The organism is Nostoc sp. 'Peltigera membranacea cyanobiont' 232, assembly GCF_002245985.1.
Taxonomy (GTDB): Bacteria; Cyanobacteriota; Cyanobacteriia; order Cyanobacteriales; family Nostocaceae; genus Nostoc.
The window spans coordinates 13,549-34,710 of sequence record NZ_NOLK01000024.1; the positions used below are offsets into that span (position 1 = coordinate 13,549).

At 42.2% G+C, this 21,162-nt stretch carries 18 protein-coding genes; 9 read left to right on the plus strand and 9 right to left on the minus strand.

The features are described from left to right. Nucleotides 1-45: 45 nt before the first annotated feature. The gene (locus tag CDG79_RS10685; protein WP_094342116.1) at nucleotides 46-1,059 is read right to left on the minus strand and encodes a type I glyceraldehyde-3-phosphate dehydrogenase; all 1,014 of its coding nucleotides are present in this window, start codon (nucleotides 1,057-1,059) and stop codon (nucleotides 46-48) included. A gap of 116 nt (nucleotides 1,060-1,175) precedes the next feature. Next, a complete protein-coding gene (gene nadD, locus CDG79_RS10690) occupies nucleotides 1,176-1,802 on the minus strand; it encodes a nicotinate (nicotinamide) nucleotide adenylyltransferase (RefSeq protein ID WP_094342117.1) in 627 nt (208 codons plus the stop codon). A 403-nt stretch (nucleotides 1,803-2,205) separates the two neighbouring features. On the opposite strand from nadD, the gene murC reads away from it, so the two are divergent. From murC to CDG79_RS10715, 4 genes are all read left to right on the plus strand, one after another. After that, nucleotides 2,206-3,651, plus strand: coding sequence for a UDP-N-acetylmuramate--L-alanine ligase (murC, locus tag CDG79_RS10700; protein ID WP_094342119.1), 1,446 nt, complete (start codon nucleotides 2,206-2,208; stop codon nucleotides 3,649-3,651). Between the two features lie 125 nt (nucleotides 3,652-3,776). Next, on the plus strand, nucleotides 3,777-4,778 hold the full coding sequence (murB, locus tag CDG79_RS10705) for a UDP-N-acetylmuramate dehydrogenase (RefSeq protein ID WP_094342120.1): 1,002 nt from the start codon (nucleotides 3,777-3,779) through the stop codon (nucleotides 4,776-4,778). Nucleotides 4,779-4,959: 181 nt separating this feature from the next. Beyond that, nucleotides 4,960-5,307: a YbaB/EbfC family nucleoid-associated protein gene (locus CDG79_RS10710; protein WP_069070420.1), complete on the plus strand. Its 348-nt coding sequence runs from the start codon at nucleotides 4,960-4,962 to the stop codon at nucleotides 5,305-5,307. Between the two features lie 55 nt (nucleotides 5,308-5,362). Then, nucleotides 5,363-5,839: a low molecular weight protein-tyrosine-phosphatase gene (locus CDG79_RS10715; RefSeq protein WP_094342167.1), complete on the plus strand. Its 477-nt coding sequence runs from the start codon at nucleotides 5,363-5,365 to the stop codon at nucleotides 5,837-5,839. Between the two features lie 61 nt (nucleotides 5,840-5,900). Here the strand turns inward: CDG79_RS10715 and CDG79_RS10720 are convergent, their stop codons facing one another. After that, complete coding sequence (locus tag CDG79_RS10720) at nucleotides 5,901-6,584, minus strand: response regulator transcription factor (protein WP_094342121.1); 684 nt, start codon at nucleotides 6,582-6,584, stop codon at nucleotides 5,901-5,903. A gap of 650 nt (nucleotides 6,585-7,234) precedes the next feature. Between CDG79_RS10720 and smpB the strand changes: the two genes are divergently transcribed. The 3 genes from smpB to leuD all read left to right on the plus strand — a co-directional run bounded on the left by smpB (nucleotide 7,235) and on the right by leuD (nucleotide 10,099). Further along, the gene (smpB, locus tag CDG79_RS10725; RefSeq protein ID WP_094332194.1) at nucleotides 7,235-7,702 is read left to right on the plus strand and encodes an SsrA-binding protein SmpB; all 468 of its coding nucleotides are present in this window, start codon (nucleotides 7,235-7,237) and stop codon (nucleotides 7,700-7,702) included. A 235-nt stretch (nucleotides 7,703-7,937) separates the two neighbouring features. Further along, complete coding sequence (gene leuC / locus CDG79_RS10730) at nucleotides 7,938-9,341, plus strand: 3-isopropylmalate dehydratase large subunit (protein WP_094342122.1); 1,404 nt, start codon at nucleotides 7,938-7,940, stop codon at nucleotides 9,339-9,341. A 149-nt stretch (nucleotides 9,342-9,490) separates the two neighbouring features. Beyond that, nucleotides 9,491-10,099 carry a 3-isopropylmalate dehydratase small subunit gene (gene leuD, locus CDG79_RS10735; RefSeq protein ID WP_094342123.1) on the plus strand — a complete coding sequence of 203 codons (609 nt, stop codon included), beginning with the start codon at nucleotides 9,491-9,493 and terminating at the stop codon, nucleotides 10,097-10,099. Nucleotides 10,100-10,268: 169 nt separating this feature from the next. Here leuD and hisC read toward each other — a convergent pair whose 3' ends face one another. After that, nucleotides 10,269-11,318, minus strand: a complete 1,050-nt coding sequence (gene hisC, locus CDG79_RS10740; RefSeq protein WP_094342124.1) for a histidinol-phosphate transaminase — start codon at nucleotides 11,316-11,318, stop codon at nucleotides 10,269-10,271. 362 nt (nucleotides 11,319-11,680) lie between these two features. On the opposite strand from hisC, the gene CDG79_RS10745 reads away from it, so the two are divergent. After that, a complete protein-coding gene (locus CDG79_RS10745; RefSeq protein WP_094342125.1) occupies nucleotides 11,681-12,289 on the plus strand; it encodes an rRNA large subunit pseudouridine synthase E in 609 nt (202 codons plus the stop codon). Between the two features lie 79 nt (nucleotides 12,290-12,368). Here the strand turns inward: CDG79_RS10745 and CDG79_RS10750 are convergent, their stop codons facing one another. From CDG79_RS10750 to CDG79_RS10765, 4 genes are read right to left on the minus strand one after another with little or no spacing between them, the layout of a single operon-like run. Next, nucleotides 12,369-13,628 carry a hypothetical protein gene (locus CDG79_RS10750; RefSeq protein ID WP_094342126.1) on the minus strand — a complete coding sequence of 420 codons (1,260 nt, stop codon included), beginning with the start codon at nucleotides 13,626-13,628 and terminating at the stop codon, nucleotides 12,369-12,371. Nucleotides 13,629-13,657: 29 nt separating this feature from the next. Next, a complete protein-coding gene (locus tag CDG79_RS10755) occupies nucleotides 13,658-14,935 on the minus strand; it encodes a diaminopimelate decarboxylase family protein (protein WP_223278093.1) in 1,278 nt (425 codons plus the stop codon). Then, the gene (locus CDG79_RS10760) at nucleotides 14,923-16,701 is read right to left on the minus strand and encodes an asparagine synthetase B family protein (protein ID WP_094342127.1); all 1,779 of its coding nucleotides are present in this window, start codon (nucleotides 16,699-16,701) and stop codon (nucleotides 14,923-14,925) included. Before CDG79_RS10760 ends, CDG79_RS10755 begins: the two co-directional genes overlap by 13 nt. A gap of 5 nt (nucleotides 16,702-16,706) precedes the next feature. Further along, entirely contained in the window at nucleotides 16,707-17,330 is a 624-nt protein-coding gene (locus CDG79_RS10765) for a DUF3859 domain-containing protein (RefSeq protein ID WP_094342128.1), read from the minus strand. A gap of 198 nt (nucleotides 17,331-17,528) precedes the next feature. Between CDG79_RS10765 and CDG79_RS10770 the strand changes: the two genes are divergently transcribed. Then, nucleotides 17,529-18,560: a VOC family protein gene (locus tag CDG79_RS10770; protein WP_094342129.1), complete on the plus strand. Its 1,032-nt coding sequence runs from the start codon at nucleotides 17,529-17,531 to the stop codon at nucleotides 18,558-18,560. 78 nt (nucleotides 18,561-18,638) lie between these two features. Here CDG79_RS10770 and CDG79_RS10775 read toward each other — a convergent pair whose 3' ends face one another. Next, a complete protein-coding gene (locus tag CDG79_RS10775; protein ID WP_094342130.1) occupies nucleotides 18,639-20,429 on the minus strand; it encodes a DVUA0089 family protein in 1,791 nt (596 codons plus the stop codon). Between the last annotated feature and the right edge of the window lie 733 nt (nucleotides 20,430-21,162).

Sequence of the window (21,162 nt, forward strand, 5' to 3'; positions counted from 1 at the left end):
TAATGACTAATGACCAATGACCAATGACCAATGACTAATGAAAAATTATTGCCACTTCTGGGCTACCAATTCTGCCAAATCCAAAACTCGTTGGCTGTAACCCCACTCGTTGTCGTACCATGCCATAACTTTTACTAAGTCATTACCCAAGACCAAAGTTAAGTTAGCATCGACAATCGAAGAAGCATCACTCCCTTGATAATCGGAAGATACCAGTTCTAGTTCGCTATAGTCCAAAATGCCTTTAAGTGGGCCTTCGGCAGCGTCTTTGAGAGCTTGGTTAACTTCTTCAGTAATAGTACGCTTCTCAACCTGAACAACGAAATCTACCATTGAGACGTTCGGGGTAGGTACGCGCAAGGCAACGCCATTAAGCTTGCCTTTGAGGTCTGGGATAACCAGTGCAACTGCTTTTGCTGCACCAGTGGAGGTGGGTACAATGTTTATCGCTGCTGCCCTCGCCCGTCGCAAATCCCGGTGAGAAGCGTCTAGCAAGCGCTGATCGCCTGTATAGCTATGGGTGGTGGTCATCGTACCTTTGATGATGCCGAACTTATCGTTCAACACCTTGGCAATTGGTGCCAAGCAGTTGGTAGTACAGCTAGCGTTACTGATAATGTTGTGTATATTGTGGTCATAATCATGATGATTCACACCAACCACAAAAGTGCCATCCTCGTTTTTACCAGGAGCGGTAATCAGAACTTTTTTGGCTCCAGCATTTACATGCTTCAGCGCTCCTTCTTTGCTAGTAAATACCCCGGTTGCTTCGATAATTAGGTCAATTCCCCAATCTCTCCAGGGCAACTTTTCTGGGTTGCGATCGGATACGCACTTAATGGTCTTACCGTTAACGATGATAGAGTTATCATCGGCACTAATCTCAGCACCTTTGATCTTTCCTAGCATCGAGTCATACTTCAGCAGGTGAGCATTGGTTCTAGGGTCTGACGTGTCATTAATAGCGACAAGATCGATTTGGCTATTCTCTCTACCCACCCAGCAACGTGCAAAGTTACGTCCAATTCGCCCGAAACCGTTGATTGCAACTCTAATCACAGTGTCTTGCCCTCTGTATTTATGCTTATATGTTGATATCGTTGACCCCAATCATATCGCAAAGGGGGGGGGCACTTATAACCATAAAGTGTTAGATCAATAAAAAAACACATAATTTATTCAGATTTGTTCGAGTAGAAATTGTTGTTAGTGATATACGATCTGACTGCTTCCGGGACTAAATAACGAATTGACTGGCGTTCGCGGCACAATTTGCGAATTAGACTTGACGAAACTCCTACCAAAGGTATATTCAAGAGTTGCCAGTAAATGGTGTACGACTGCTCTCTCAGTTGTTGCTCCACTTGCTTGCAGATTAATTTGCTTTGAGTTATAGTCTCACCACCTAGCAGTCGGGGTGCGATTAACCAATCACACATTTGTGCTAGTTCGTGTCCACGGTACCAACGAGGTAAGGTTTGGAAAGTATCCAAGCCCACAATCCAGTACCAGTGAGTATTTGGGTAAAAAGCAGATAAGTCAATCAGGGTGTTAATGGCATAAGAAGTCCCAGAGCGATTTGCCTCCACTAGTGAGACAGTAAACGCTGGGTTATCTTTTATGGCTAATTGCAGCATTTTGACGCGATGCTCAAACAAAGCTGCTTCTTTGTGAGGAGGACTTAGGGATGGCACCCAAATTACCTTTTCAAGGGATAATTCTTGCATTGCTGTCTCGGCTACGAGCAGGTGTCCCCAATGAATTGGATCAAATGTGCCACCAAAAATTGCTAGTTGCTGCATCCAGTTATGCCTGGGTTTTATGCAATTGAAAAATAGTTTCATTACCAATGTACTATTGTAGTCAATTTACGCCTAAACTTGATGCAATTTCAAATCAGTTTCACTAAACAATGTATTATGTAGCCAATTCCAGTAAGGTAGACAAAAATATGTATTTGACATTACAAGAATTTCTTTCCCGATGTAGCCAAAATTTTCAGAATAATCTTAACAACAGTTCAGAAATAGTAAAAACCTCCAACCAAGGTAAAATCATTCTGAACGCGCAAAACCAGAGCAGAAAGAACATCTGGCCATTAAAGATAAACACGATATAGGAGTAGTTACAGTAAAAATCAAATTCCTGTTATGATACGCGTGTCATTTGTGATTATGGTGTGGTGTGGTGTAAGAGGAGCAATAAATGACTAATTCTGTAGATTTTAGTGGTAGACCATTTCATTTTATTGGCATCGGCGGCATAGGTATGTCTGCTCTGGCATACGTTCTCGCCAAGCGTCAATATCCAGTATCAGGTTCGGATCTTCGTCCAAACCATATTACGCACAAATTGGAATCTATCGGTGCTCATATTTTTGGTAGACAAGAGGCAAGCAATCTCGAATTCTTTCGCCCTCAAGTATTAAATTCACAAGAACAATTAACTGCTGATACTAAGTCAAAACTACCTCAAGTCATTTGTTCAACAGCAATTAACACTAATAATTTAGAATACAAAGCAGCGCTAGAATTAGGTTGCCCAGTTTTACATCGTTCAGATGTACTAGCCGCCTTAATTGCCGATTACTACAGTATTGCAGTAGCAGGAACACACGGCAAAACTACAACTAGTAGCATGATTGGTTATATGCTGCTGGAAGCAGGTCTAGACCCAACGATTTTAGTCGGTGGCGAAGTCAATGCATGGTCTGGTAATGCTCGATTGGGACAAAGCAAATATTTGGTAGCCGAAGCGGATGAATCTGATGGTTCTTTGGTAAAACACGCTCCAGAAATTGGCATCATCACCAATATTGAACTCGATCATCCTGACCATTACGATACATTAGAAGAAGTCATTGACACCTTCCAGACATTTGCTAAGGGTTGTAAAACTCTAATAGGTAGCATTGACTGTGCGACAGTGCGCGATCGCTTGCAACCCACCCTGAGCTATAGCTTACACTCAGATACCAACGCTGACTATACCGTTACTAATATTGATTACCGTGCTGATGGCACCACTGCTCTAGTTTGGGAAAGAGGCAAAGCTTTAGGCGTGTTGAAGTTGCGCTTGCTCAGTCGGCACAATCTCAGCAATGCTCTGGCAGCAGTTGCGGTTGGTCGCGTCTTGGGCTTAGAATTTGGAGCGATCGCTAAAGGTATTGCCACCTTTGAAGGAGCAAGACGACGCTTTGAACTCCGGGGTGAAGTTGATGGTATTACCTTCATTGATGACTATGCTCATCATCCCAGCGAGATTCGCGTTACTCTCGCCGCTGCCCGTTTACAAGCAAGACCAGGGCAAAAAGTTGTTGCTATCTTCCAACCCCATCGCTATAGCCGGACACTGACCTTTTTAGAAGAATTTGCCGAGTCTTTTACCCATGCTGATTTGGTTGTGCTAACTGATATTTACAGTGCGGGCGAACCCAATTTAGGGCAAATTACTGGCGAACAGCTAGCGGCAGAAATTGCTAAACAGCATTCGCACGTAGTTTATCAACCAACTTTACCCTCAGTGCGTGAGTACTTGTTAAAAACATTACGCCCAGGAGACTTGGCGCTGTTTTTAGGGGCTGGGAACTTGAATCAGGTGATTCCTGAAGTAATTACTGCACTTTGCGAACCTGCTAAAGCCACATCTTAAGTGGAGACTTTGCGAAGACTTCATTTCTGAGCAAAGCGCCCGTCTAGCAACGGTTCCGTTTGTGAATTCTCTTACCGTATCTTTGCGGTAAATTAATGTAAAAATTTTACCCATACAAAGTAAAGATGACCATTTCCCAGGCAGTTGGAAACGTCTGCACAGTTTCTGCTTTGAATACAAAGAAACATCAAACGGCTAATTCGGTGGATAGTGAAGTAATTTACTTACCAAATACTGATTGTGCGATCAAGTCCCAGGCTTGCTTGTCAGCGTTTACTTCCTATAGGGTTGGGGGAGCAGCTGATTTATACGTTGCCCCCCGAAACTTAGAAGCACTGCAAGCCAGTCTCAAATACGCAAAAGAACGCGATTTAAAGGTGACAACACTGGGAGCCGGTTCTAACCTCCTGGTGAGCGATGGTGGGATATCAGGTTTAGTCATTGCAACTCGTCATCTCCGCTTCAGCAACTTTGACCCCCAAACCGGTCAATTAACCGTTGCTGCCGGAGAATCAATTCCTAGCTTGGCATGGGCGGCAGCAGAATTAGGGTGGCAAGGATTGGAGTGGGCTGTTGGCATTCCCGGAACAGCCGGTGGTGCTGTAGTGATGAATGCAGGGGCACATAATAGCTGTATCGCAGATATGTTAGTTAGTGCCAAGGTACTTTCACCCGATGGAACCCTGGAGACTCTTACCCCAGAACAGTTAGGTTATAACTACCGGACTTCATTATTGCAAGGTGGCGATCGCATAGTCACCCAAGCCACCTTACAACTCGCACCAGGTGCAGACCCAGCAAAAGTTGTGGCAATCACCAAAGAACACAAAAAGCATCGGTTAAGCACACAACCATACAACTTCCCCAGTTGTGGGAGTGTGTTCCGCAATCCCAAACCTTACAGTGCTGGCTGGTTAATTGAACAAACTGGCCTCAAAGGCTACCAAATTGGTGGAGCGCAAGTAGCACTACTCCATGCTAATTTTATCGTTAATCGGGGTGGGGCAAAAGCTAGTGACATCTTCTGTCTTATTCGCCACATTCAACATCAGGTACAAGAACGTTGGTCTATTAATTTAGAGCCAGAAGTCAAAATGCTCGGAGAGTTTCAAGGTGCTTGTGGATAGGGAATGGGGAATGGGGAATGGGGAATAGTAAAAATGATGTAGTGAGGAAAGACAATTGATGCCCAATGACCAATGCCCAATTCCTGAATGCATTAATTATTAGTAAAAAAAGAGGCAAGTTACTTACCGCATCTATAATTGAATTTGATTTGTTATTCAACGCATAAGCGTACAAATAATTATGACAGGTAAAGGACAAGGATTCGGCTTTGGCTTAGGAAAAATGAAGGAACTGGCCGAAGCTTTTAAGAAAGCACAGCAAGTTCAAGAAGGTGCAAAGCGACTCCAAGAAGAATTGGAGCAAATGGAGATTCTAGGAGAATCTGGCGGTGGTCTGGTGAAGGTGATTGTCAGTGGGAACCAAGAACCCAAGCGGGTAGAAATTTCTCCAGATGCTCTAGGGGAAGGTGCAGAAGTACTTTCCGATCTCGTGACAGTGGCAATGAAAGAAGCCTACAACAAATCCACAGCAACAATGCGGGAACGCATGGAAGAATTAACCAGTGGGTTGGAGTTACCTGGATTTTAGTCATTAGTCATTGGTCAAAGGACAAATGACTATTGACAAAGGACAAAAAATATCTATGCCTTACAAGTTGCTGTTTGTCTGCTTAGGTAACATCTGCCGATCGCCATCGGCAGAAAACATTATGAATCATCTAATTGAGCAGGCTGACTTGAGCGAAAGCATCCTCTGTGATTCGGCTGGTACATCTAGTTATCACGTTGGTAGCCCACCTGACAGACGCATGAGTGCTGCGGCTGCTACAAAGTTGGGAATTAAACTGCGTGGTCAAGCACGCCAGTTTCAAAAGTCAGACTTTCAAGACTTTGATTTAATTTTGGCGATGGATCGAGAAAATTATGATAATATCCTCACTCTCGATCGCACTAAGCAATATCAGCATAAAGTTCGTTTGATGTGCGAGTTTTGCTCTCGACACACTCTAAAGGAAGTTCCAGATCCTTATTACGGTGGTCAAGACGGATTTAATCAGGTTATTGATTTACTGATTGATGCTTGTGAAGGTCTGCTCACAAAAATTAAAAGTGAAGAGTAGAGACGCGATTAATCGCGTCTGTACAAGAGTTGGGAGTTTTAATTCCGAACTCCTCACTTTTTTATTCCACCAAACCATGCTTCATGGCAAAACGCACTAATTCTGCTCGGTTGCTGGTTGAGGTTTTTCTTAATAAACTGCTAACGTACTTTTCCACTGTACGAGGACTCAGGTGTAACTGATGACCCATATCGGCATTAGACAGACCATGAGTCAATAACTCTAAGACTTCTTGTTCTCTATGAGTTAGGGATGAGTGCAGATGGGATTTCTGAATTTGAGTAGACAGAGAATTATGGGCATCCGCCGCTTTTGTCGAGCCGGAAATGCCCAAACTCTCTTTATGAGAAAAGCGATACTCCGATTGAATGATTTGCGATCGCTCCAAAAGATTGCGAATTGCTGCTGCTAATTCTTCCAGTTCAAAAGGCTTGGGTAAGTATAAATCGCACCCTGACTGGTAGCCCAGAATTCTTTCCTGGGTCTTAGTTCGGGCTGTTAATAAAATTACAGGCAATAACCGAAACATTGATTGTTGACGCACCCGACGCACCAGTTCGTAGCCATTCATCTGTGGCATTATAATATCCGTGACGATCAAATCAGGATTATACTCATCCACCATAAACAAAGCCTCTTGACCGTCATTAGCCGTGATCACACAGTAGCCAGACAGTTCAAGATAGTCGGTAACAGACAGACGAGTGCCCAAATCATCATCCACTACAAGGATCGTCAAGGGCATGGACAATACACCCCTAGCATTTTTTTACTCAGAAATTTGCTTCTACGCGCTTCATCTGGGAACACTGGTAAGAATAGTGTTCTTATGTCTCATACTATGACAGGATTACCAGTTAATAACTGACTTTAGGGTTGATTTATAAAGAAAATCTTAAATCTTTCGGAAGAGTTAACGGAGTGTAACTGCCTTTGACTCACTCTGCTTAGGAGGCATAGAGAGCTTTTTAATTTGTAATAACTCATTAATCAGGCAGAGTAGATTTTTATTATAGTATAAATTATTATTAATATTATCAGTAATTTACCAAAATATAAGTTAAGTAGCCATGATTGAAATAATTTTCTAGAGAAGAGTAGCGTCTCATAGCAATATACCCACAAAGGTACACTACAAACCTTTAATTATCTACGCCGATTTACTTAGCCACTCTTTGGGAAACTTGAGACAAAATCCTCCAAATTCTGGGTAAACCTCAGATTTAATCCATATCTGATAACTTAAAGTTACCAGAAAACTCTTAATTATGAACTTAGAAAAGCTAAATTAGTGATATACAGTTCAATATTTATAGCGGTTATAATGAATACCCTATAATTCGCCAGACAATCCAAATAATTTTTTAGGTACATTTAAAGCGCACAAAATTATCAATGAGCGACAAGAACGAAGGTTACAAAGTTATTGCTGACAACCGTCAAGCCCGTTATTTGTATGAAATTCTGGAAACTTACGAAGCCGGAATTGAGTTGACAGGAACCGAGGTGAAGTCAATTCGTGCAGGTAAAGTCAATCTCCAAGATGGCTATGCTTTACTTCGCAATGGCGAAGCATGGTTGATCAATATTCATATCTCGCCTTATAACGCCAGCGGACAATATTTTAATCATGAACCACGGCGGACACGCAAGCTGTTGTTGCATCGTCAAGAACTCCGCAAGCTAATTGGCAAAGTAGAACAGCAAGGGTTAACTTTAATCCCTTTGAAAATGTATCTCAAACGCGGCTGGGTAAAAGTGAGTATAGCCCTTGGCAAAGGTAAAAAGCTCCACGATAAGCGAGAAGACCTGAAACGACGAGAAGATCAGCGTGATATTCAACGGGCAATGAAAAGTTATTAACGTTCTTTTCGTATCAAGTTAGGAAAAGCTCTTGCTAGTCGCATTGGTAAAAGCTTGGGATATACTGGGAATTCTCAACGCCTCTGCGGTTTGTTAAGGAAGAATAAAACCGCAGAGACGCTGAGGGCATAGAGAAATATGAGTGTAAAGATGTAACTAATATGAAGGGCGGGGAAAAACTTAGACTCTTTTTTGATACTATTTAAGACCGGACTCTTTAAATATTGATTGACGTATGAGCAAAGGTACCCTGTTTGATAAAGTTTGGGACTTACACACCGTTGGTACACTTCCCTCAGGGCTGACGCAACTATTTATCGGGCTTCACTTAGTTCATGAAGTCACCAGTCCCCAGGCTTTTGCTATGTTACGCGAGAGGGGTCTAAAAGTACTGTTTCCAGAGCGTACCGTTGCTACAGTCGATCATATTGTGCCGACAGAAAATCAGGCACGTCCCTTTGCTGATGGTTTGGCAGAGGAAATGATTCAAGCACTTGAGCAAAATTGCCGAGAAAATAACATTACCTTTTATAATATTGGTTCTGGTAGTCAGGGTATCGTTCATGTGATCGCTCCAGAACTGGGATTGACTCAACCAGGAATGACGATCGCTTGTGGAGATAGCCATACTTCCAGTCATGGGGCATTTGGTGCGATCGCATTTGGGATTGGTACTAGCCAAGTTCGGGATGTTCTCGCTGCTCAAACTCTCGCCCTCTCGAAACTGAAAGTCAAAAAAATTGAAGTTAACGGCAGCCTGAACCCAGGAGTTTATGCCAAAGATGTCATCCTACATATCATCCGCACCCTCGGCGTAAAAGGCGGCGTGGGCTATGCTTACGAATTTGCAGGTACGACATTTGAGCAAATGAACATGGAAGAGAGGATGACTGTCTGCAATATGGCCATCGAAGGCGGTGCTAGATGCGGCTATATTAATCCCGATCGAGTCACCTATGATTACCTCAAAGGTAGAGATTTTGCACCCATTGATGCAGATTGGGATAAAGCAGTGGCTTGGTGGGATTCCATCAAGAGCGATGTTGATGCCGAGTATGATGATGTAGTTGTATTTGACGCTGCGGAAATTTCTCCTACTATTACCTGGGGAATTACTCCCGGTCAAGGTATCGGTATCAACCAGTCAGTGCCTCAGCCGGAAGAACTGCTGGAAGAAGACCGATTTATTGCCGAAGAAGCTTACCGCTACATGGATTTATATCCTGGTCAACCCATCAAAGGTACTAAAATAGATGTCTGCTTCATTGGTAGTTGTACCAACGGCAGAATTAGTGATTTACGGGAAGCTGCAAAAATTGCCAAAGGTCGCCATGTTGCAGAGGGAATCAAAGCTTTCGTTGTTCCCGGTTCTGAAAGGGTGAAGGAAGAGGCAGAAGCTGAAGGACTGGATAAAATCTTTCAGGAAGCCGGATTTGAATGGCGTGAACCGGGATGTTCCATGTGCTTGGCAATGAACCCCGATAAGTTACAAGGAAGACAAATCAGTGCCTCTTCTTCTAACCGCAACTTTAAAGGAAGACAAGGTTCCTCTTCCGGCCGGACATTGTTAATGAGTCCAGCGATGGTCGCCACTGCTGCAATTAAAGGCGAAGTCTCTGATGTGCGTGAGTTGTTGTAATTTTGGGGACTGGGGACTAGGGACTGGGAATTGGGGATTGGTAATTGAAAGTTTATCTATTCCCGACCCCCCGATCTTCCCTAATCCCTAGTCCCCAGTCCCCAGTCCCTTTTTCAACAGTCTGTCATTGAAAGAATAGATATAAAATTATGGTGAGTGAAGTTAAAACAGTTTCAGGACGCGGTATACCCTTAGTGGGCAATGATATAGATACCGATCGCATCATTCCCGCACGATATTTGAAAGCCGTTACCTTTGATGGGTTAGGCGAAGGTGCGTTTATTGATGACCGGACAGCACTTAAAGGTGAACATCCCTTTGACCAATCCCAATACCAAGGGGCGAATATTTTAATAGTCAATAGAAATTTTGGCTGTGGTTCATCACGGGAACACGCACCCCAAGCGATCGCAAAATGGGGAATCCAAGCTTTAATCGGTGAAAGCTTCGCAGAAATCTTTTTTGGTAACTGTGTGGCAATGGGGATACCTTGTGTGACAGCCGATGCTGTCACTGTTAAACAACTGCAAGATTTAGTCGCTACTAATCCCCAAGCTTCTGTGAGAGTCAATCTGGAAACCTTGCAAGTGCAAATTGGTGATTACACCGCCCCAATTGCGATCGGTGAAGGTAGTAGAAGCACATTCATTTCTGGGACTTGGGACGCTTGCGGTCAGTTGGTGGCCAATGCTGACAAAGTCCGGGCAACATCTGCAAAATTACCTTATTTAAGTTGGGGCAATTTAGCAGCGAGTTAATGTTAAGATTTTCTCCTTCCCTGGCTCTGCCGGGGAATACTGATTGATTCCCAAGACCTTCAGTGTTCAATAGCTTTAAAATTTGTAGCGCTTATCCTGCATAGCTTAGAGCTTTAGTCCTTATCTTCAGCACTGAAATACTTGCTACCTAACAGGAGCATTGTCAAATTTATAATAAAGAACTTAGTGCTTTCACTAAAGCCTGATTTTGTTCATCAGTACCAACAGCGATCCGTAATTTATCATCTAGTCCAGGCTGCTTGAAGTAACGGATTAAAATTCCCCCTTCCTTCAGTTTTTGATAGAGATATTCCGCTTTTTTTTGTGGGGGCTGTACCAGCAAAAAGTTAGTTTGGGATTCCCAAACATGAAAACCTAATTGTTTTAAGTCTGTTGCCAACTGGTTCCGTGATGCTTTAATCTTTGCCACACAAGCATTTTTATAAACTTGATCGGTAATAGCAGCTGTACCAATTGCACAAGCGATCGCATCAATGTTATAGCTATCCTTCACCTTAAACAATCCCTGCAACAGTTTAGGATTCGCCACCCCAAACCCCAGGCGCAATCCAGCCAACGAGTAGCCCTTAGATAGAGTGCGAATTATGATGACATTTTCGTATTCTTTTACCAAAGCCAATGCATTTTCTTCGGTAAAATCTATGTATGCTTCATCAATCACTAAAACTCCAGATAACTGGCTGGCTAATTTTCGTAGCTCATTTGTTGTTACCAGATGGCCCGATGGACTATTAGGCGATGCAATGAATGTCACAGAACCATCGACAGTAACCAGTTCTTCCAAAGGTAAACTGTAGTCCTCGCTGTAGGGAATCTCAACAATTTCCGCAGCTTGCATTTCTGCTAATGTGCGATACAGGACATAAGTTGGCATCGGATAAACTACCTTCTTCCCAGGTTCTACACAGGCTCGAACGATCAGACCCAACAATTCGTCACTACCATTTCCGACAACGATCCAATCACTAGGAACTCCTAAAACTTTACTTGCAGCTTGCCGGAACTCCCCACCAAAAGGTTCTGGGTACCGCCGCAACCACTCGCCATCGATATTTTTTAGCACAGCTAGTGCCGCAGGGGAAGGGGGATAAGGATTCTCATTGCTGTTAAGTTTGACGATCTGTGTACCGCGTTGAGGCTGCTCACCGGGAATGTAGCTAGCCATTGCATCAACGTTGGAGCGAAAGTATTTAGTCATAGGGCATTGGGTGTGTATCTTAAGCAAATTTGAACTTACAATTTCTGACAATATCGTTTTTTGTCGTTTACATCAAAAAATACGACTTTATAAATTACGAATGAGGAATTATCAACAGATGCCAGATAAGGGATTTCCAAGTAAAAAAATATTCCGTCGCAGAGGGACAAGGGGGACAAGGAAGACAAGGGAGACAAGGAAGACAAGGGAGACAAGGAAGAAAGAAGTCTAGTTGAGTAGACAAATTGAATAATTTATTTTTTGGAGTTCCCTAAATGGAATCCAGAACTATACGAACGATTTGAATCCGAAAGAAGTCGCCCATTCTACGACCATGCCCAATCCCCAATCACCAATTCCCAATGAGATATATTATTTTTTACAAACCATACGGTGTTCTCAGCCAGTTTACAAAAGATGCTCCCACACATATCACCCTGAAAGATTATATTGATGTAACTGATGTGTATCCTGTGGGACGCTTAGACTGGGATAGTGAAGGGTTACTGCTGTTAACGAACGATGGGCAATTACAACATCGCCTCGCCCATCCGCGTTTTGGTCATAAACGTACTTACTGGGTACAGGTAGAGCGAATTCCAGATGCAGATGCGATACAAAGGTTGCATACAGGTGTAGAAATTCAAGATTACCGCACTCAACCAGCAGAAGTGAGGCTCTTACCAACAGAGCCACAGTTACCTGAACGTAACCCGCCGATTAGATTTCGCAAAAATGTACCCACAGCTTGGCTAGAAATGACTTTGACAGAGGGAAAAAACCGCCAAGTACGGCGCATGACTGCGGCTGTAGGGTTTCCGACTTTGCGGCTAGTCAGGGTTAGCATAGCCCACCTACAATTAGATGACCTACAATTGGGTCAATGGCGCGACCTCACCACATCTGAACTGCAATTTCTACATAATTTCGGTAAATCAAAAACTTTTCCTTTAAAGACGAATACTCTCTAACAGAAGTTCGACTTTCTATTGTTACCTAGCGGCTTTCCAATCTGAGGAGCATTTTGCCCACTTGGGATGCGTGGCTATATTAACCAAAACTTTGAACAACATAGATATCGCTACCTCTATCCCCTACTAAAAGCAAGTTACTGTCATCAGTTTCTATATCTCGACTGCCAGCAATACCCTTTTGTACAACTTTAATTAGTCTTTGGGGAGTGAAAGATTCCAATTCTACAAACTTTCCAGATTCTAACCATGCTAATTCTTCAGTAGATAAACTTTGACGAATTTCTTCAGGTAATTCTTTAGCTGCTTGCGCCGACTCTGGAGAAGATTGAATGAACATTCCACGTTTAGTAGCGATAATTTGACGTGGCGTTAATCCGATATCAATAATCGCAATCTCGCTATTGAGAAACCAACTAGCATTGGTTCTAAGACGATGAACTAAACCAATGCCTCGTGGATTGCAATCATGTACTGCATAGACTTTCAAATCGGGATTACGGCGCAGCATTTGCATTGTGGTGTCAAAAATGCTTTGAGGATATCCAGTAATGCTGAGAATTGCACAGTTATTTTCAAAGTGGAAATTATTAGCAATTAATAATTGAGCAATGGCAGCACTATCACAAACGACTAATCTATCAAAACTGTAAGCAGTTACATCGGGATTAACTGTAGCTGGTGTATTTCCCTGGTTAGGAGGAGGCAGAATTTTGAGGATTGAACCATTTATTTGCTGCCAACGATCTAGCAAATCTTTAAGCTGAGATTCAGGAAATAAAAATTCTTGTGTTAAAAATCCAATTCGTCCTAACTGTCGGGTTCCTAAATATATAGGCAGCATCCCCAAAATAACAACAATGGTAAATAAGCTGAATGAGTTTGAAGCGAGACTTAGCAAAATTCCTATAACAAGGATAATCCCTCCGATAACTTGTAAATTTTTAGCATTTTGTTTGCGAATTTTATTGTTGAGTTTAACTGAATTGGTTCGATTGAAAAATATCAAAATAAACACAATATTTACGAGGAGCGGGCCAATGATTAAAAAAAATGTAAAGAAATTCAGAAATACATATAAAAATAACCAGCTAAATTTGGGAAAAGATTTTGATCTGAGACGATTATCTAGAAAATACAGCAGTTGCTTGGGTGTAAAAAACAAGGTATTATTTGCAGAAATATCAGCGATCGCCTTTGCAAAAAAAGGATCGGTAATCTTAATATTACTCATGTTGGTTGGTTCAAATGCAAAGGGATGATTGCATTTTAGACACCGACCTTGATTAGCTGTCCGGTCTTTTAGTTTGTTGTCAGTTCCACAGTTAATACACTTCATAATGGTTGCTCAATATTATTTATTAATTGTTAGTTATCAAGCATCTGATTTATTAGCAAAACACTATAGTCTTCCCGTTGACGAATTAAGCGATGTGTGCCATTTTCTAGCAAGACTTCCGCAGGTTTGGGGCGGTGTAAAAAGTGAGACGACATTGCATAACCATAAGCACCGACATCTAGAATGGCAACGATATCATCAATTTCTAAAACTGGGAGTTGGCAATTTTTCCCCAGATAATCTCGTGAATATGTGGTGTTACCACAAATATCAGTTGTGAATAGATTGTCTGCTTGTTTCCAAGTGATAATTTCTCGGTAGCCGCCGTGTACTGAAGGTACTGAAAGATTAGCAACGGTGGTATCAACTCCGACAATCTGTTTTTCTCCTTGCCATTTCACAGAAACAACTTGGGCAAGCAAAGTTGCACATTCTGCGATCGCACTTCGTCCCGGTTCAATCACCAAATCAATTTTCCGCCCTAATCGCCTAATTCTCTCGGTTAACTCACCCCCAAAGATTTCCCAATCAAATGCTGTTTTGTTGTGGTGATACGGATAACCAAAACCACCACCAAAATCTAAATATTCCCAATCGGGTAACAGTTGGGCTGTGGCGATTAGCGTATCAATTACTTGGGTGAAAGCGGCTGTGGCGTTAGTTCCGGTTCCTCGATAGAAGTGTAAACCACTCAGCTTCAATCCAACCTCATGGGTTAAAGCGATCGCATCAGCAAATTCTTCAGGACGTACACCAATGCGGCTATCTCCGGTAATTTCTGGTAAATTTAGGCGTAAACCCAGCCGAATATATTTCTCTCTGCCTTTGGGCAAAACTTCGCAGCACAACTGCAATTGAGCCAGACTATCGAGATTGAGAGTTGTAACTCCCCAATTTAAGACTTGTAGCATCTCATCCCGATTCAAATTACTGCCACTATAAACAATCTCACTAGGATCGAAACCAGCTTGCAATCCTAAATAAATATCTCCTGGGGTATTAGCGTGAAGTCCCCACCCAAATGAGCGAAAAATTTTTAACAGCGCAATATTACCATTGGTAACGCTGGCAAACCGAAATTGCGTATAAGGATAGCTGACAGCCTTAGTAATGCGCTCAATAGTTTCGCGCAAGCGATCGCCATTATAAACATAAAGCGGAGAACCATAAGTACTCAGCAACTCTTTGGCAAGTTCCTCAGCAAATGGGATACATGAGAAGATTAATTGCTCACTCTCAACTCCTACCTTTTGTACAGACGCGATTAATCGCGTCTCTCCTAACTCTTTTTTATCTAATCTTGCCATCGTTTGTAACTCCTCCATAGCCGACGAGGCAACCAAAAAGGATGATCCCAGGACTGTTTACTTCGTTCTTCATTTAAAACATGCGATCGCCAAAGTTGCCACATAATAAGTAACCAGAGAGTCTCACCAATCCGCCGCCCTTGAATAGCTGCTCCGAGTTTGCCATTAACGATTTGGGCTGCAATGTGAGGATAAAAGTGATTGTTAGCGCGAAGTATTTCTGGATTGAGCCAGATGCCTAGCTGATGCCAAAAATCATTTAAACACCAAGAAGTTAAGGGAACTCCCATCCCCCGCTTTTGTCGCCAAACAATTTCGGGTGGGAGCCAATTTTCTATGGCACGTTTGAGGATATATTTTTCACAAGCTCCCTGCAAACAGAGTTCTCCAGATAGGCTAAATGTCCATTCTGCTAGAGGTAAATCACAAAAAGGCGATCGCACCCATAATCCATGAGTAAACCCCAATGCAGTCGCACGGGGATGGATATTCTGCGCCCCTTTGAGCATCAAACCAGCGCGGCGCAAGCGATGCAGCAAAGATGGACACTCATTGTAATCAAGAGCCGCCAATAGCCAATCTTCGGGAGGCAAATTTTGGATCTGTGCATAGACTTCTGGCTGATAAACTTGAGATTCATATCCCCCAAGACGGTGAAAGGTGCGGAGATATTGCTGGATAAAAGTTTCCTGTCCGGCGGGATTTTCTGACTGATAAACACCTGCGGTAATTAAAGGTTTGTTTGTCCAACCGGCAAATAATTGATCTCCACCTTCGCCATTAAAAATTACCTGAGTTTCCTGACTCGCCCTTTCAGATAGAAGATACAACGGAATACACACGCCATCTCCAAAGGGCAAATCTAATGCTTGCACAGTAGAAATTAGGGCATTTTTGATGGAATTTGGGGTTACTGCAACTTTAATAAGCGGAATTTCGAGAAACTGGGCAACTTGTTCAGCGTAAGGATATTCTGGAATGCCTACATCACCAAAATCTAGAGTGTAGGCACGGACTTTCACCCCAGCTTGTACCAGCAACGCCGCCACCACTGAAGAATCAAGTCCGCCAGAGAGAAACACCCCAACAGACTCATCCTTTAAATCGGCAATCTGTCGTTCAATGGAATCTTTAAGGAGGGTTTGCAATTCGGTAATTGCTGTAGCTTCATCTGTTAACTGTTTCGGGGCTTCCCGCCACGAGTGGATATTTTTAGATTCAGGCGATCGCAAAATACCTGATTGGCGATCGCTCTGCCAAACTAATTCAGTTCCCGCCGTCACGGCAAACACTTCCTTAACAGGGGTTAAAGGTGTGGGAACGTAAGAAAAACAGCTGTAGCCGGATAATCCAGCAATGCTAACTTCTGACTGTTGTAATATCGGTAAGAGTAGTTGCAGTTGGGATGCAAACCAGATTGCTTGTCCTTGCTGAGTCCAATACAAAGGCATCTTTCCGAAAGGTTCTCTACCCAAAATTAGGCAGTTATTTTCTTGGAGACTTACCCAAGCGTCGGGTGAAGTGAATAATCCTGATGCGGAAATAGCAGCAATTTGATTTTCTAGCGGTGGGGAATTTCCATCAATTCCTATATAAGCAACATTCCAGATAGGAAGAGGATAATTTCTCTGTGCAGAGAACTGACTTTTCACCCCCTCTCCTTTTGTCGGGGAGAGATTTTCTAGAATACTATTTAACAGCGCTTCCAATTCATGTTGAGCGCCGTAACCCCAATAGCCTAGAAAGTGATGCGGGATGTTGCCCATCTGGACTATTTCACTTCAAAGGTTTCATCGCTAATCTGCCGACCTTCCAGGAACATCTGCACCTGCCAATTACCAACAGTTGCAGCCGGATTAATCGTGTAGCGACACTGGGTATCCCAGACAGACGTATTAATTTCGCGGGTTTGATATTTGTTTTGCTTGACAATTTGACCGCTTGGGTCAATCCAATTACAGGAAAGAGCTAGCTTTTTACCCAAGGGTGCATCCTTTAAGGTGACACGGTAAAAAACTTCTGGGTTGGTTTGGCGGGAAATTGTCTTCAAGTCACCGCCAGTATTTTGTACCAAAGTGATGCGGTCTTGTTGAGCAGAAACACGAGAGAGTGCAGAATTTTGTTGCCGGATGAAAAATATTGTAGATGCACTCAGTATGATTAATAATGCCACCACTCCAGAGGCAATCCATCGATTCCGGCGTTGTTGTACCTCCAGTGCTTGGCGGCGATTTAACTGAATCAGGGCTTCATCTAGTAACTCTGGTGGTAAATTCAACTCCTGTAAAATTTCTCTAACCTGCTGTTGGTCTAGTTCCGCTTCTCGACGCACTTGCAGACCTTCTACTTCAGTGACTATTTGTGATAATTGCTCTTGAGTCAGTCGCTGCGTCATAGCTTAACTCCTGTTAAAAAACTTTATAGCGATCGCTGATTACGTGCAATCAGAATAACTCTACATTAGACATCTAACTTTTGTAGATACATCATAAGCTACAAAATAAAGTTGTTGCTTTTCAGATTCTTTCTGAGATATCTTTCCGAAAGCTTTATTTATTTTGACCCAATCTAAAATCTAAAATCCCAAATTGCTATGACTCAAGAACAACAAACCGCAATTGAAGGTATCTATGAAGTCTGTATTGGCATCCCGGAACCAATTTCTGCAATTCAGTATTGGGAGCAATTTGGCTATCGCATTGGTGAAGTGGGTGAATTAACCGCAGATGTAGCTTATCAATTATATGGAGTAAATTCGTCTTTACGCTCAATCCGCCTCTACCACCAAAATTCAGATCATGGTTTAATTCGGCTGATGGTTTGGCAAAATCCGACCCATCCAGGTTTGGGAACAGCGTCGATGAAAATTAAAGGAAATCGTTGGGCGACAAGCTTAACAACAGATGTGTTAAGTATCTTAAATCATATAGAAGATGCCAAAGCCGCAGGTTTTCCGATTAGGCACTCTCACCCTTATTGGGAAGTCATCTACAACAAAGAAAGGAAAAACCGTCCTTTTATTGAGCCAGCAGTTGGTGTACGAGAAATGCTGCTACTGCAACCTTTAGCTCGACAGGTTTTATTTCAACGGTTTGGCTATACACTGCCGCATTACGGACAAGTTAACCATAATGCGGCTCTCAAGACTAGTCAGTTTACCCATATAGGAATCATCGTTCAAGACGATAGCAAGGAAACCCTGAAGTTTTATGAAGAAGTTTTAGGTTTGCTGCGTGTGCGTGATGATGTCGAAACTAGCTATGAATCTTCGCCAGCCGGTCGAGATATTTTTGACCTTAACCCTGGTGAAAAGTTTATTGTTACTACTTTTGACGATCCCCGTTCTTCTAAGTCTGACCTGATGGCTGCACGCAGTGGTAGACTTTATATTGTTAGATTCCCAGAATCTCTTAATTTAGAATCGCGCTTTGAAGCAGCCCAACCAGGTAGCTTGGGTATGTCTTTATATACCTATCGGGTTAAGGGAATACAAGAGTATTGCGATCGCATCAAAGCAAGTACTATACAAAAAGTTACAGACATGATTAGTAATGAATTTGGCGAGACGAGTTTCTCCTTTATTGCACCAGATGGCTATTTCTGGACTTTGCTAGAAGGTAATTAACGGCATAGGGGACACGTCGCCGTGTCCCCCTGGTTAGCAATAAACTGATGTCAGTACTTTCTGAAATTCAAAATTTCCTTAAGCAAAACTGACTTGTAGCGTATAAAAAGTAGGATCGAAGCTGGGGCTAGCAGAGAAAATTCCGCCATTTTGAGGGAAAGCAGGATAGTCACTCACTGAAATTGAGTACGTACCTGCACCCAAAAAGCTGCTGATTAATGACGAATTGCCACCGCCACTATCATCGTCACTGGTTACTAAATTCCCAGCATTGTCAAACAGTCCGAGAACTGTATCTCCTGATGTCACTGTCCTAATATTGACAGTTCCTGAATTTGCTAGGGTAAATGTAAAAAAGTCAAAATCAGCACTATTCCCTGGTTGAACTGTTGCTAACTGGGCTTCAAGATTAATGTTTGAGCCTGATGATAAGGAACGCAACCCTTCAGCGCTACCCAGTGTATTATTTGTACCTTCTCCAGCATTTTCTTGCTCATTGAAAAGGAAGTCATCACTATCAAGTCTGAGATTGGTTTTCCCCTGTAGAATACCTATAAGCTCATCTGGCTCTGATCCCGGTTTGTCTACGAATATTCGTGTATTGGTTCCAACAACTTGCAGGCGGTAGTCTTGTGGTGCTCCTTTGAGTCGAATTAAATCTTGGCTAGAGTCAAAGTCAGTAATAGTACCGTAGTCCCCCAAACCAGGATTCACAGTATTATTATCGTCGTAGTAAATATTTATAAGATCCCCTAAGATAAATCTATCTGCCCCAGCCCCACCTGTGAGGGTATCAGTTTCTCCTAATCCAGGTGGAAGCAGACTATTAGGGAAAACACCGATGAGAACGTCGTTTCCAGCATCCCCATTGAGTTTGTCATTGCCTGGCCCACCCTGTAGGCGATCGTTGCCGTCACCACCATTGAGGGTATCATTGCCAAGACTACCATCTAGGGTGTCATCGCCTCCTAAGCCATTTAAAGTGTTGTTACTACTATTACCAAAGATAAAGTTGTTAAGAGTATTACCTGTCCCACTGATGGCACCAGTTCCTGTCACCGTCAGGTTCTCCACATTGGTCGCAAGTGTGTAGGCGATAGAAGACCGGACGATATCTGTGCCGGAATTAGCAGCCTCAATAATGGTATCAACAGCACCATCAATGATGTAAGTATCGTTGCCTGCTGCCCCATTCAAAGTGTCAGCACCACTACCTCCATTAAGTGTATCATTGCCATTTCCACCGTTTAGACTATCGTTACCATTATTACCAGATAATTGGTTATTTTGGTCGTCGCCAATAATGATGTCATTTGCATTTGTGCCGTTGACATTATCAAAATTGACTACAGTAAATGGCAATGTTCCCAAACCAGGAACGTTATTGGCAGACAAACTTTGGGTTTGTAGGTTAACAGTAATAGATACTCCAGTCAAAGATTGGGATGCATCTATGGTATTGTTAGCAACATTAGCATTAGCAATAATCTTTTCTACTTTCAAGAGCGTATCTTGCCCCAACCCGCCAGCTTTTTGAATGGTTCCAACACCTGACAAGGTAATAGTTTGACTTACTTGACTGTAGTCTGCGGTATCTATGCCATCTCCACCATTAATACTGTCGTTACCCTGACCGCCTTTGAAGGTGTCGTTTCCGATGCCTCCATCAAGTGTGTCATTGCCATCTTCACCGATTAGACTATCGTTCCCTGTCCCACCAGCGATAGAATCATTACCAGCTGCACCATTCAAGGTGTCATTACCAGATGTACTATTGGCATCACCATTAATGGCCCAACCAACTATCGTGTCATTTCCCGAACTCCCAGAGAGATTGTCAGGATTTGTACTACCAAAAATAAATGCCATGTTATTTCTCTTGAATTTCTAACTAATAGGTCAGTTCAGCCTTAGTCAAAGAACTATTTATCAGTTCAATGTAGATTACTTATCATTTGTATAATCCTATTTTCAAACCCTTAATTATTAATTGGGCTAGGAATTTTCAAATAAAAAATATCCAACTATTTATTGTGGGCTGGGTAGAAAAGTCCTGCTTTGGTTACGGGCGAACGAGATACCTACTTAACAAAATTAGATAATTTATTTAATGAAAATACCTTAATAGATTAATCAAATGATATGTAATTAGTTCAAATATTTTGTCAATCTAATTGGTTTTGAACCCAGCTGTAATTATTTAATTACCATGAATCAAAGGTTACATTAGCTTATTTATCAAATCTTTAAAATCTTAATAAATGCGATTTGTAATACATTGAATTATCTTTGTAAGAAGTAATTAAATATTGTTTCAAAGCTACTGATTTTTTCGTAAATGTTGCGATACTTTTCCGCTTAAGGTGGTACTGGTCGTTAAATCAGGTTTATTCGTAAATAAATATTATCTTTAATAAAAAAAAATACTTTTGTATTAGAGAAGTAAGTTTCATAATAGATAAGTTAAATTTATATATTAGTCCAGAGAACTTGGCGCTTAATAAAACTGAAGCTTTACATAAATGTTATATAATTTCTTTTGTTTTTCTCTTCCTTTGTGTGCTTCGCGTCCTTTGTGGCTCGTTCCTTTACCCATCAAAAC

What these genes read in the sequence shown, in the direction of transcription:
- CDG79_RS10750 (WP_094342126.1), bottom strand. Translation starts at nt 13,628, where the DNA reads ATGAAGTGTATTAACTGTGGAACTGACAACAAACTAAAAGACCGGACA.
- murB (WP_094342120.1), top strand. Translation starts at nt 3,777, where the DNA reads ATGACCATTTCCCAGGCAGTTGGAAACGTCTGCACAGTTTCTGCTTTG.
- CDG79_RS10720 (WP_094342121.1), bottom strand. Translation starts at nt 6,584, where the DNA reads ATGCCCTTGACGATCCTTGTAGTGGATGATGATTTGGGCACTCGTCTG.
- CDG79_RS10755 (WP_223278093.1), bottom strand. Translation starts at nt 14,935, where the DNA reads ATGGCAAGATTAGATAAAAAAGAGTTAGGAGAGACGCGATTAATCGCG.
- CDG79_RS10710 (WP_069070420.1), top strand. Translation starts at nt 4,960, where the DNA reads ATGACAGGTAAAGGACAAGGATTCGGCTTTGGCTTAGGAAAAATGAAG.
- CDG79_RS10765 (WP_094342128.1), bottom strand. Translation starts at nt 17,330, where the DNA reads ATGACGCAGCGACTGACTCAAGAGCAATTATCACAAATAGTCACTGAA.
- nadD (WP_094342117.1), bottom strand. Translation starts at nt 1,802, where the DNA reads ATGCAGCAACTAGCAATTTTTGGTGGCACATTTGATCCAATTCATTGG.
- leuD (WP_094342123.1), top strand. Translation starts at nt 9,491, where the DNA reads ATGGTGAGTGAAGTTAAAACAGTTTCAGGACGCGGTATACCCTTAGTG.
- CDG79_RS10715 (WP_094342167.1), top strand. Translation starts at nt 5,363, where the DNA reads ATGCCTTACAAGTTGCTGTTTGTCTGCTTAGGTAACATCTGCCGATCG.
- CDG79_RS10760 (WP_094342127.1), bottom strand. Translation starts at nt 16,701, where the DNA reads ATGGGCAACATCCCGCATCACTTTCTAGGCTATTGGGGTTACGGCGCT.
- smpB (WP_094332194.1), top strand. Translation starts at nt 7,235, where the DNA reads ATGAGCGACAAGAACGAAGGTTACAAAGTTATTGCTGACAACCGTCAA.
- CDG79_RS10770 (WP_094342129.1), top strand. Translation starts at nt 17,529, where the DNA reads ATGACTCAAGAACAACAAACCGCAATTGAAGGTATCTATGAAGTCTGT.
- leuC (WP_094342122.1), top strand. Translation starts at nt 7,938, where the DNA reads ATGAGCAAAGGTACCCTGTTTGATAAAGTTTGGGACTTACACACCGTT.
- murC (WP_094342119.1), top strand. Translation starts at nt 2,206, where the DNA reads ATGACTAATTCTGTAGATTTTAGTGGTAGACCATTTCATTTTATTGGC.
- CDG79_RS10775 (WP_094342130.1), bottom strand. Translation starts at nt 20,429, where the DNA reads ATGGCATTTATTTTTGGTAGTACAAATCCTGACAATCTCTCTGGGAGT.
- hisC (WP_094342124.1), bottom strand. Translation starts at nt 11,318, where the DNA reads ATGACTAAATACTTTCGCTCCAACGTTGATGCAATGGCTAGCTACATT.
- CDG79_RS10745 (WP_094342125.1), top strand. Translation starts at nt 11,681, where the DNA reads ATGAGATATATTATTTTTTACAAACCATACGGTGTTCTCAGCCAGTTT.